The organism is Aquimarina latercula DSM 2041, from assembly GCF_000430645.1.
Taxonomy (GTDB): domain Bacteria; phylum Bacteroidota; class Bacteroidia; order Flavobacteriales; family Flavobacteriaceae; genus Aquimarina; species Aquimarina latercula.
The window spans coordinates 298,723-310,837 of record NZ_AUMK01000003.1 but is presented as its reverse complement, the minus strand read 5'-3'; the positions used below and the strand labels follow the sequence as shown (position 1 = coordinate 310,837).

Genomic DNA, 12,115 nt, shown 5'->3' with positions numbered 1-12,115 from the left:
TTATCAAACATCTAAAACAAATTCAATCATGAAAAATGTAATTAAAATGATAATAACTCCAATAACAATGGCGTATTGGTTTTTTGATTTAGTATTTGCTCTTCCGAGAATATTATGTGGATACTTTCTTGCAGTAAATTTTGGTGGGAGTAAATTTGGAGTACCCTGGAGTCCTAAAGGTTCACCAGATTTAGGTTTTCTAGAAGTAGTAGATTGGTTCCCCCAAGATATTGCAGAATACGGAGGCGTTTTTGCTTTGTTTCCAGTTTTCTTTGCTTGGATGGGAGCAGCTAGCGAAGCCATTGGTGGAGTATTTCTTACATTGGGTTTAAAAACTAGAATTGCTTCTTTATTTATAATGTGCACAATGTTGGTCGCAATATTTTTTCAAAAATGGGATAATGGGATTTGGGGTATGTTACCAGCGATGGGTTTCTTATGGATTTCCATCTATAATCTACTACTAGGTTCAGGAAGGTTCGGAATTGATTATTTATTATCAAAAACGAAACATTTAATATCAAACGAAAATGTAATTCCAAAATCAATTTAAAACACAAAACCATGAAAGCATTTATAAATACTATACTATTATTATTCAGTTTAACAACGATTGGACAAATAAAAGGAAGCAAAAAAATAGAAACCAAAACCTTTAATGTAAAAAATATAGAGTCTGTAAAAATTAATTTTTACGCACAAGTAATCATAGACAATTCTAAAAAAGAGACCCTTATTATCACCACCGATACGAACCTTTTCGAATACATTGATAAAGAAGTAGTAGGTGGAACCTTATACTTAGATCAAAAAGAATGGATACAACCCTCTAAAAATGTAAAGATTATCATTGGAGCACCTAACATAAAAAAAGTAGAAAGTGGAACTCACGATTCTACAAAAATTATTAACCTAGATAATGATTATATTCAGGTTGTCGCACCTATAGGTAAAATAGTTTTAGAAGGAAAAACAAAGGAATTACGTATTGCAGCAGAAGTTGCTTCGATAGATGCGTCAAATTTAACTGCAGAAAATGCTAGAATAGATATATGGAGTTGGGGATCAGCAAATGTTCGGGTACTCAATGAAATTGATGCCAAACTATCTAAAAATGCAAAACTAGATATCTTAAATACGCCAAAAAAAATCAAAGGTGACGCCAAAAAAAATAGAAATAGAAATAATAAAACAAAAAACAATCTTACCGAATACATTAAATTCAAAATAAAAAACAACTCTCTAAGCAGAAATCATTTTTTAGTAATAGGACCGAAACCTGATGGATCTAAATTTAGTTATGGATTTCCCATGATGCCGCAAGCAATAAGAAAAGAAAATTGGACAACTGGAACTAAAGTATATAAGGTGAATAAGCTTGGAAAAAGAAAATTATTAATAACGATAAAAAAAGAAGATAAAAATAAAATTGTAACACTGTTTTAATTACGAAATACCCCAAGAAGAACTTACCTCCTGTATTCAAGGAGGTAAGTGTTGGGGAAAACAAAAAAAGTAAGGGAAAAATTGTAATTGGAATACTTTTCAAAGATAAAGAGGATTAAGGAATTTTGGTTACGGTTAAACCTCAAACTTTAGCCGGAATACAAGCATACAAAGGTTTTCTAAAGAATAAACAGTTACCTATCAATACATTAAGGGGAATATTCCTCTCTTTTTTTTATTATAATAATTAGAGATTTATTTTTTAACACTAAAAAATAAATTTATTTGTTTTAAAAGATTTTAAAGATTTATATAAAGGGTTAAATTTGCCAGAATCATTTTTTTAAACCATACTAATTTTATCATCCTTGGAAAATAAAAAGGCACTCAAATTAATAGACAAAATTCTGACTGATCTAGGACAATCTGGTATCAACACAGACACACTAATTGAAGATCTTAAAACCCTAAGAACTTTTGCTTTAGAACAACAAGTACCTTTAGTGGTTAAGGTTTTAAGACTTACCTACGAACATATAGAAGAAAATGATAGTTTCTTAATCCCAATTCCTGATGATGAGCCTATTGAAGAAAATGAAACTCCAGTAGAAACAGATAAAGACGTAAATCCAGTAGAAAGTCTTATGTATCTTATTTCATTATTGAAAGATCTGAAAAACAAAATGAATGTAATGGATTTGGCTGATTATAGAGATGCCTTAAATGCCTAAAATAGATATCCATTAAAGTATCTTATATATAAATAAAAAAAGACCTTGAAAAATCAAGGTCTTTTTTATTCAAAAACATATACTAAACTAAATACTTTTTTCGTTAACAACCAATCATTTAGACAAAAAATAAAAAGTTGTAATGATAATAACATTTTATCGACAAATTTTATGATTTTATAAACGTCAAAAAATCAATTAAATATTACTTTTGTCCCCTTGAGGAAAAATTGTTATGAAAATGAATCCCCGATCTGTTAAGAAAACAAGATTGCAGTTATTGCATCAGTATTACAGTTATACTGGTTTTTATAAGTTTTTAGGTACCAGTCTTAAAAAGGCACTACCTCCCATTCTATTGTTTATTGCTGGATTATTAATCGTTAATTACTTTGTTATAAACATTAACGATCTTTTATTATATGTAACGAAAAACTACTCTGACTATATAGTTTTTAGTGTGTTTTTCGCTTCAGAATCTCTTTTAGGTCTTATACCTCCAGAAATTTTTATCGCTTGGAGTGATAAAGCGAGTAGTCCCATATTGTATTTATCCATATTAGCTCTATTGTCATATCTAGGAGGTGTTATTTCATATTTTATAGGAAAATCAATAACTAAGATCCCTTCGGTTCACGAATATCTAGAAGTAAAAATGGCAAAACACATAAAAAATACTCGAAAATGGGGAGGTTTTTTAATTGTAGTAGGTGCATTATTACCAATACCCTTTTCTATAACAAGTATTGCTGCAGGAATGATTAGATATTCCTTTACTAGCTATTTACTATTTGGGTTGTTAAGGTTTGTTAGATTTTATTTATATGCAGCTGCAATTTTTAATCTGGTATAACACTTTATCGAGTAAATATTATTATCGATTAAAACAATCATCAAAAACCATTTTGTAATTCTCTTTTATGGAAGAATTAATCCGATACTTTTATAAACTATTAGTTTCATATGGTATTTCAGAAAACATAGCAGAATATTTAAATGTTCTTATAGGAACATTTATTTTACTCATCGTACTTTTTCTTATCGATCGAATTATAAGAAAAGTAATACTTAATCTTTTTAAAAGTTATGCTTCTAAATCACGAAACACTTTTGATGATTATTTAGTAAAGAATAAGACTTTTGATTATTTATCTCATATAGTACCGTTATCCATAAGTATTTGGATATTTCCACAATTATTTATCGCTTTTCCTACTACAGAAGGTTACTTAGAGATTCTTTTTGATATTTTAGTCATTGCTCTAACTATATGGATTGTAAGAAGTGTACTTAGAACCTTTAGAGATTTTTTAAAATCTTTAGAATCCTTTAAGGATAAACCCATAGATAGTTATGTTCAAGTATTTATGATCATAGTTTGGGCTATCGGTGGAATTTTTATCTTTTCGTCAGTCACAGGAAAATCTATCTGGACTTTTCTTACTGCTCTTGGTGCGATGTCAGCAGTAATTCTATTAATTTTTAAAGACACAATTTTAGGTTTTGTAGCTAGTATACAGGTCGCAGTTAATGATACCGTAAGAATTGGAGACTGGATTACTATGGATAAATACGGTGCCGATGGAGATGTAGTAGAAATTAATTTATCTTCTGTTAAGGTTCAAAATTTTGATAAAACGATCACTACAATACCAACATACCACCTAACTTCTGAATCATTTAGAAATTGGAGAGGAATGATGGATTCGGGAGGAAGAAGAATTAAAAGAGCACTTCTTATAAAAGCTTCGAGTATTAAGTTTCTATCTAAAAATGACATAGATCGCTTAAAAAAAATAGAACTTATTACAGATTACTTAGAAGATTCACAAAACAAGATAGAATTTTATAACACAGATAATCAAATAAATAAAGAAGTTCTAGTAAACGGTAGAAATCTATCTAATATGGGGGTTTTTAGACGTTATGTAGAATCATATCTAGAAAATCACCCTTATGTAAATAGTAATATGACCATAATGAGTAGACAACTAGCTCCTACTTCGCAAGGTATTCCTTTAGAAATCTATGCATTTAGTAATGATAAAATCTGGAAAAACTATGAAAAAATAGTGGCAGATATTTTTGATCACTTACTATCTACTATCTCCTATTTTGATTTAGAAATATTCGAATTAGATTTTAATCATAAAAAATAGATAATAAGTAAGATTTAATGCCTTTTGAGCGTTAAATTTGCATTCAATTTTAAATAATACATATGGTTGGTGCTTTCAGAATAATCAGTTACTTAGAAGGAATTTCATATCTACTCATCTTATTTATTACAATGCCTTTAAAATATTTATTTGCGTCTCCAGAACCAAATAAGGTAATCGGTATGGCTCATGGTTTTCTGTTTTTGATTTATATCGTTTTTGCTTTTTTAATTAAAGCAGAAAGAAAATGGAATATTAAGACTTTGGCAATTGTACTCTTATGTTCTATAATTCCTTTTGGTACTTTCTGGATGGATGGTAAATATTTATCAAAGAAGTAAAACGCTTTTAATAAAAAAAGAGCTTTTCATCACTGAAAAACTCTTACACTTACATTTGATATTGTTTACAAATACCAAAAATCTCCACTTCCATTGCCTGCACAAGAAGCCTGATATCCGTTAATAATACAATCAGTATCTTCTGTTCTACCAACACAGGCTTGAGAAAACCCTACACTAGAGCCTCCTCCAGTTCCTGTACCAAAACATATACTGGTTAATGTACGCATTCCTCCATTAATAGCTTTTTGTTCGTTCTTAGAAATCTTTTCAGCAAAATCTAATTTCAAAAATTTGTGTAACATAATAATAAAATTTTAGGTTTTAAAAATATTAATAGCACAATAACTTCTACCCTTGTATAAGTGCAAAATTTTGCGCTCCTCTATAATTAATATCAAAACTTTAAAGTATGTTACTATATATTTTGTTAAAAATAATAAAAGCCAATATTTCTTTTAGCACTACTCCTTATAACTTTCTGGATGGATGAAAAATACTAGTCTAAAAATTAACTGTTCCGTTAAAATCTCCTTCAAATTCAGTATGCAAATTTATAACAGAGTGAAAACCATTTCTTTTTGGTTGTAATGATAAACTTCCATCTCTTAACTGTATTTGTTGATTATTTAATAGTACTTCCAATATTCTATTTTGCTGTGAACAATCACAATTATCTTCATAGGTATGGTAATTGAAATCTTGAAGATTAGCAGCTACAATTATTAATTCTAATACATCTCCAGAATCTAAAAAATAAATAACACTTTCTGAACCAACAGGATTAGATTCTAATCTTGCACGAGTTACTTGATATATTTGACGACCAAAAGGACCATTTTGATTTTGAATTTCTCCATAACTTACATTTTCATTATGCGTACATAAGTGATCACAATTATGTATAACAGGAGCAGAGGGTTTTGTATCAACTCTTGTATTTTTTCTTTGTTCTATTACAATATCAGGAACTGGAATATTTATACTTATGTCAATAGAAACATCTCCTCCTATCCTAACTTGACCATGTGATTTAAGACCTAGTAGTAAACATACTAGAATGACAAAGTTTCTGAAAGATTTCATAGTAAATTTTTAAGATGGTTTATGTTACTAGCTATCTTATCAAATAACATACCAATCTTAAAATATTATTCGGGATATTCGATTCGGAGATGATAAATATTAGTAAGCTTACGTTTGAATACTTTTTTTACCTGTTGAATTTCTTTAAAAGTAATATTTGCATTAAGAAATTGCCCATCTTCCATTTGCTTATTAACGATTTTTTCTACAAAAGAATCTATTAAACTACTGGTAGGGTTTTTTAAACTTTTAGAAGCTGCTTCAACACTATCGCTCATCATTAAAATAGCCGTTTCTTTAGAAAATGGTTTTGGACCAGGATATTGAAAATCTTCTATATTAACATTTTCATTAATCTCCTTAGCTTTCATATAAAAATAGTAAACAGTACTTGTTCCGTGATGTGTTCTTATAAAATCAATCACTCGATCAGGAAGCTTGTTTTTCTTTGCTATTTCGATACCACGAATTACATGATTTATAATAATCTTAGCACTTTCTTTAGGAGATAAAACGTCGTGTGCATTTCCTGATGCTGTTTGGTTTTCCGTAAAAAAAGTAGGATTGGCCATTTTACCTATATCGTGATAAAGAGCTCCTACCCTAACAAGCATTACATTTGCTCCTATCTCATTAGCAGCAGCCTCGGCAATATTTGCAACATTAAGCGAATGATGAAATGTTCCAGGAGCTTTATCCGATAATTCTTTTAATAGAGATGAATTGGTATCACTCAGTTCTAAAAGAGAAACATCAGAGATCAAACCAAACATTTTCTCATAAGCGTAAATTAATGGATGTACAATTAACGTTGCAAAACCACTTATAACAAACAATCCTATAGTTGTCCAATCAATATCACTAATACTCCCTTCATGAATAATATGAAAGGCGATATATGCTACAATATAAATAGCGGTAATTTGTCCAACGGTAATAAACAAATTTGCCCTTTTATAAGACTCCGAAATAGTTAGTATAGTAACGATTCCAGCAATAATCTGCAAAAAAGTATACTCATAACTATTGGGTACAACAAAACCTAAAATCAATACAGTTACAACATGTGTAAATAACCCAAGTCTCGAGTCAAAAAATGCTTTTAGAATTAATGGCAAAATACATAATGGTACTATATAAATATAATCCGATTTATATTTTACTACCAATGTAGTTATCAATACCATTAATAAAACATTGAACGCTATAAATGTTACCTGGGTATTATTATCATAGATATCTCTTCGATATTTTCTAATAAAAAGTAATAACATTAAGAGCGCCAAAGCCACTAAAATACCATATCCAAAAACAATCCAATAAAAATTCTTGTCACTCCAAACCTGAGATTCATATTCAGCTTTTAGCGATGTTAATATTTGTAATCGATTGCCTTCTACAACTTCTCCTTTTGCTATAATTCTACTACCTTTAGAAACACTACCTCTTGTTGTGAGAACTTGCGACAATTCATTTTCGAGGGTACTCTCAGTTAATTTTTGATTAAGGGTAACGTTTGGCTTAATTAGATCATAAAACAATGCAACAAAACCACTTTTAAACTTAGTATACTCACTCTTATCTATTCTTGAGTTAATAAGCGTTGTTACTTGATTTGGAGTTAATATTTGTCCAAAAGTAATAGCTTCTGCTTTGTTACCTTTATTAAGAAATATTTGTCGTTTATTTTCATAACTATATGCCTCTTGTAATACACCATATCGATAAATATCATTAAGAATAATTCTACCAAAAAGTTTTGCTTGCTTTCCAGAACTACTTTGATCTAATACTTCTAGATTACTTTTAAAAGCTGCTTCATATCTATCTTTAGCCAAGTTTGATACGATAGTATCATACTCAAAATAAGGAATGATATTATCCTCAATTCTTTTTTTCTCCGCAATAATTTCGTCTTCCGTCTTTGCTATAGCAAAATCAAAAGGAGCATATAAATTTTCATATTGCCAAGGTTTACCTTTAGTAAATTCATACTTAAAAACACCTCCTTTAGGAAATAAGTAAACGATAAGTATTAATGTAATTACAAAAAGAAAAACCTTATATAAAAAGGATTGATTTTTATAAAAATTATTTAAAAAATTCTTCACAAGGATATTCGTATATATAACTCAAAAGTACTAAAAAATAAGTCAGTATGAAGAAGTCTAAAAAATACTACTTCAATACTATTTAATAATCAATAATTCAATCAAAAACTTAGCTATGTATATCCTCTAAAAATCCTTAAATTCGCAGAATAACAAACACACATATTAAATATAGTATAATGAGCAAAGACGTTGTAATAGTATCAGCAGCACGTACACCAATAGGTAGTTTTTTAGGTAGTTTATCTACTGTTCCTGCTACTCAATTGGGATCAATCGCAATTAAAGGTGCATTAGATAAAATTAACTTAGATCCTTCATTGGTTCAAGAAGTATTTATGGGAAATGTAGTACAAGCAGGAAATGGACAAGCTCCGGCAAGACAAGCTGCTTTAGGTGCTGGACTTAATGATACTGTTCCTTGTACAACTGTTAATAAAGTATGTGCTAGTGGAATGAAAGCTGTAATGCACGCCGCACAAACTATTGCATTGGGAGATGCAGATATTGTAGTTGCTGGTGGAATGGAAAATATGAGTTTAATTCCGCACTATGTAAGACTTAGATCTGGTCATAAATTTGGTTCACAAACATTAGAAGATGGAATGCAAAGAGATGGTTTAGTTGATGTATATGATCAAAATGCTATGGGGGTTTGTGCAGATTTATGTGCTACTGAACATAACTTTAGTAGAGAAGATCAAGATGCCTTTGCCATTCAATCTTATGAACGTTCTGCTAAAGCTTGGTCAGAAGGTAAATTTGAGAATGAAATAGTTCCAGTACCTGTTCCTCAGCGTCGAGGTGAGCCTATTATGATTACTGAAGATGAAGAATACAAGAATGTAAAAATGGAAAAAATTCCTGCATTGCGTCCTGCTTTTACAAAAGAAGGAACAGTGACAGCAGCGAATGCTTCTACTATAAATGATGGTGCTGGTGCTGTCGTAGTAATGAGCGCAGAAAAAGCAGCTGAACTAGGATTAAAACCATTGGTGAAAATTAAAAGTTATGCAGATGCTGCGCAGGAACCAAAATGGTTTACCACAGCACCAGCAAAAGCTTTACCAAAAGCAATTGATAAAGCAGGTATTTCTTTAGATGATGTAGACTTTTTTGAGTTCAATGAAGCATTTTCTGTAGTTGGGCTAGCAAATATGAAAATTCTTGGATTAAATGATTCTAATACAAATGTCAACGGTGGTGCTGTGTCCTTAGGACATCCCCTAGGATGCTCAGGTGTTCGTATCTTGATTACTTTGATGAATGTGCTAGAGCAAAATAATGCAAAAACTGGAGCTGCAGCTATCTGCAACGGAGGCGGTGGAGCTTCTGCAATGGTAATCGAACGTGTATAACACAAATTAAAAGGATTAGCAATCCGAATTTATTAAATGTTTAATATATAGTAGCTATAAATATTCATGCTCTACGGTATTTGCAATCTTAGTATTGTGCCATTACGTTTTGAACCTAATGATCCAAGTGAAATGGTATCACAAGTTCTGTATGGTGAACACTTTAAAGTTTTAGAAAAACGAAAAAAATGGAGTCGAATCCGTTTAGCATTTGATACATATGAAGGGTGGGTCGATAATAAACAATATATAGAAGTCACTGAGAATCAATACAAACAGTTTAACACCAAATCGTTAGATGTCAGTGCAGACTTAATTGACTTTGTTAGTTGTGAAGACAATCAATTAATGCCAATTGCTTTGGGATCCTCTTTAGGAGCACTAGATTTTTTTAAACATCAATATGATGGTAATAGGATTACAGAAATACAATCTAAAGAAAAACTGATAGAAACTGCTTACCTATTTCTAAACGCTCCTTATCTATGGGGTGGTAAGACCAATTTTGGTATTGACTGTAGTGGTTTTACACAAATGGTCTATAAATTAAATGGATACAAATTATTACGTGATGCTTCTTTGCAAGCAACACAAGGAGATCCTTTAAGCTTTATAGAAGAAAGTGAGCCTGGTGATTTGGCCTTTTTTGATAATGAAGAAGGAGCAATTACTCATGTAGGTATTATTATGAAAGATAACTATATTATCCACGCACACGGTAAAGTGCGCGTGGATCGTATAGATCACACTGGGATTTTTAATGGAGAAAAAAGATTATACACTCATAAATTAAGAGTTATTAAAAGAATAGTTTAAAATCTATAATAATGACACCTATAGAACTAAAAATAATTAATGTTCTCCCTAAGGATAGTCGTAAACTTCTAGAAATTGGTCGCCAAACCTTTTATGATGCCTTTGGCCCTCCGCATAATACTCCCGAAAACATAGATTATTACTTAAATCAAAGTTTTACTTTAGAAAAAATCACAAGTGAGGTTCTTAATCCAGAATCTCAATTCTTCTTTACATTATACAAAGATGAAATTATTGGTTATTTTAAATTGAACACAGGAAAAGCTCAAACAGAACTTATAAAACGGGAATCAATAGAAATAGAACGTATTTATGTTATAAAGGAGTATCAAGGTAAAGGTATTGGACAACAATTGCTTGATACTATTATCCTAATTGCAAAACATCAGAAGAAAGATTTTATATGGTTGGGAGTTTGGGACGAAAACACAGATGCTATAAGGTTTTATGAGCGAAATGGGTTCAAAACCTTTGACAAACATAGTTTTATGCTAGGTACCGACAAGCAAACGGACATAATGATGAAACTCGTTTTATAAATAATTTTAAAATTTAGTATTTTTATAACAGTATTATAATGAAGTTATAATTAATTTTGAAACGATCATTTCATTAAAGTATGCCAAAAGTAGAAACTTTCGATAGAACCAATGTATTGCAAAAAGCAACTGAAATATTCCATAAAAAGGGATACAATGGAACTTCTATGCAAGATTTGGTGGATGCTACCAATCTTAATCGATCAAGTATCTATAATTCTTTTGGAAGTAAATTAGGAATGTTTATGCAAGTACTTTCTTTTTACCAAAATGCAGGTAACAAGAATATGAGTAAAGAAATAGTAAATACACATAACGCTTCTGATACAATACTCTCAATTTTCGAATGGTATTTAAAAGATATATTGGAAGACGAAGATCACAAAGGTTGTTTAATCGTGAATTGTAAATCCGAAATGTCCAATCAAGAACCCTTAATACAATCTTTTATGGAGCAAAATCAGGAACAAATGATTGCACTTTTAGAAGATGTTGTACATAATGGTCAAATGGAAAAAGTTTTTAACGAAAAACAAACTGCTGGACAATATGCTTTATATTTATATTCATCCATCCAAGGCTTAAGAATGACTGGAATCCTAAATTCGAATGAAAATGAGCTTAGAAATTTAATCAAAATGGTACTTACAATACTATATTAATATTTTTTTTAACTTAATTTGAAACGATTGTTTCAAATAAAACACATACAACATGAGTAAATTAAACAACAAAGTAGCAGTAATTACAGGAGCTAATAGCGGAATTGGTTTAGCTACTGCTAAATTATATCTTCAAGAAGGTGCCAAGGTAGTAGTCTCTGGAAGAAGACAAGAAGCTCTTGACGAAGTAGCGAAAGAACTAAAAGGAGACTTTATAACGGTCAAAGCGGATGTTAGTATCGCTGCAGATAATAAAAGGCTTATAGAAGAAGCAACCAACAAATATGGAAAAATTGATATATTATTTTTAAATGCTGGAATTGCAACTCCTACTCCAACCACTGATGTTACAGAAGAACATTATAACAACATTTTTGATATAAACGTAAAAGGTCCGATCATCGCTACTAAAGAAGCTTTACCTCATATCAATGATGGAGGGACAATTCTATTTACAAATTCTGTTGTTCATCAAAAAGGGTTTGATGGATTAGGCATATATTCAGCATCAAAAGGTGCATTACGTGCATATCAGAGAGTTTTAACATCCGAAGTGAAATCAAGAGGTATTAGAGTAAATGCAATAGCTCCTGGACCTATTGAAACACCTCTTTATGGCAAGATGGGATTACCAGAAGATGTTGTAGAAGAAATGGGAAAAGGATTCGCTGAACAAGTTCCTTTAGGACGTTTCGGAAGCTCTGATGAAATTGCCAAGTCTGCACTATTTTTAGCTTCTGACGATGCTTCTTACATTAACGGTGTAGAATTAGAAGTTGATGGAGGGTTAAGTCAGATTTAGAATATTGAAATTAAAAATAGGAATATGTTTTATTTTATGACATATTCCTATTTCAATTTTATAA

At 30.6% G+C, this 12,115-nt stretch carries 14 protein-coding genes; 11 read left to right on the top strand and 3 right to left on the bottom strand.

Annotated features, from left to right (window positions below; all coding sequences use genetic code 11):
- Positions 1-28: 28 nt before the first annotated feature.
- The 6 genes from H526_RS30530 (at position 29) to H526_RS0101475 (ending at position 4,677) form a co-directional block, all read left to right on the top strand.
- The gene (locus H526_RS30530) at positions 29-553 is read left to right on the top strand and encodes a DoxX family protein (RefSeq protein ID WP_051335922.1); all 525 of its coding nucleotides are present in this window, start codon (positions 29-31) and stop codon (positions 551-553) included.
- A gap of 11 nt (positions 554-564) precedes the next feature.
- Positions 565-1,446 carry a GIN domain-containing protein gene (locus H526_RS0101495; protein WP_027391349.1) on the top strand — a complete coding sequence of 294 codons (882 nt, stop codon included), beginning with the start codon at positions 565-567 and terminating at the stop codon, positions 1,444-1,446.
- Between the two features lie 368 nt (positions 1,447-1,814).
- Positions 1,815-2,177 (top strand): hypothetical protein, encoded by a 363-nt coding sequence (locus H526_RS0101490; protein WP_027391348.1) that lies wholly within the window; start codon positions 1,815-1,817, stop codon positions 2,175-2,177.
- 235 nt (positions 2,178-2,412) lie between these two features.
- A complete protein-coding gene (locus H526_RS0101485) occupies positions 2,413-3,030 on the top strand; it encodes a YqaA family protein (RefSeq protein ID WP_027391347.1) in 618 nt (205 codons plus the stop codon).
- A gap of 67 nt (positions 3,031-3,097) precedes the next feature.
- Complete coding sequence (locus tag H526_RS0101480) at positions 3,098-4,336, top strand: mechanosensitive ion channel family protein (protein ID WP_027391346.1); 1,239 nt, start codon at positions 3,098-3,100, stop codon at positions 4,334-4,336.
- A gap of 62 nt (positions 4,337-4,398) precedes the next feature.
- Positions 4,399-4,677, top strand: coding sequence for a DUF3817 domain-containing protein (locus tag H526_RS0101475; RefSeq protein WP_027391345.1), 279 nt, complete (start codon positions 4,399-4,401; stop codon positions 4,675-4,677).
- 65 nt (positions 4,678-4,742) lie between these two features.
- Here H526_RS0101475 and H526_RS0101470 read toward each other — a convergent pair whose 3' ends face one another.
- The 3 genes from H526_RS0101470 to H526_RS0101460 all read right to left on the bottom strand — a co-directional run bounded on the left by H526_RS0101470 (position 4,743) and on the right by H526_RS0101460 (position 7,874).
- On the bottom strand, positions 4,743-4,982 hold the full coding sequence (locus H526_RS0101470) for a hypothetical protein (protein ID WP_027391344.1): 240 nt from the start codon (positions 4,980-4,982) through the stop codon (positions 4,743-4,745).
- A gap of 199 nt (positions 4,983-5,181) precedes the next feature.
- Positions 5,182-5,763 (bottom strand): hypothetical protein, encoded by a 582-nt coding sequence (locus tag H526_RS0101465; protein ID WP_027391343.1) that lies wholly within the window; start codon positions 5,761-5,763, stop codon positions 5,182-5,184.
- Between the two features lie 65 nt (positions 5,764-5,828).
- Positions 5,829-7,874: an HD family phosphohydrolase gene (locus H526_RS0101460; RefSeq protein ID WP_027391342.1), complete on the bottom strand. Its 2,046-nt coding sequence runs from the start codon at positions 7,872-7,874 to the stop codon at positions 5,829-5,831.
- Between the two features lie 179 nt (positions 7,875-8,053).
- Here H526_RS0101460 and H526_RS0101455 point away from each other — a divergent pair, with 179 nt between their 5' ends.
- The 5 genes from H526_RS0101455 to H526_RS0101435 all read left to right on the top strand — a co-directional run bounded on the left by H526_RS0101455 (position 8,054) and on the right by H526_RS0101435 (position 12,051).
- Entirely contained in the window at positions 8,054-9,232 is a 1,179-nt protein-coding gene (locus H526_RS0101455; RefSeq protein WP_027391341.1) for an acetyl-CoA C-acyltransferase, read from the top strand.
- 66 nt (positions 9,233-9,298) lie between these two features.
- Positions 9,299-10,048: a C40 family peptidase gene (locus H526_RS0101450; RefSeq protein ID WP_027391340.1), complete on the top strand. Its 750-nt coding sequence runs from the start codon at positions 9,299-9,301 to the stop codon at positions 10,046-10,048.
- Between the two features lie 11 nt (positions 10,049-10,059).
- Positions 10,060-10,587, top strand: a complete 528-nt coding sequence (locus tag H526_RS0101445; RefSeq protein ID WP_081415523.1) for a GNAT family N-acetyltransferase — start codon at positions 10,060-10,062, stop codon at positions 10,585-10,587.
- An 80-nt stretch (positions 10,588-10,667) separates the two neighbouring features.
- Entirely contained in the window at positions 10,668-11,249 is a 582-nt protein-coding gene (locus H526_RS0101440) for a TetR/AcrR family transcriptional regulator (RefSeq protein WP_027391338.1), read from the top strand.
- Between the two features lie 52 nt (positions 11,250-11,301).
- The gene (locus tag H526_RS0101435) at positions 11,302-12,051 is read left to right on the top strand and encodes an SDR family NAD(P)-dependent oxidoreductase (RefSeq protein WP_027391337.1); all 750 of its coding nucleotides are present in this window, start codon (positions 11,302-11,304) and stop codon (positions 12,049-12,051) included.
- Positions 12,052-12,115 lie beyond the last annotated feature (64 nt).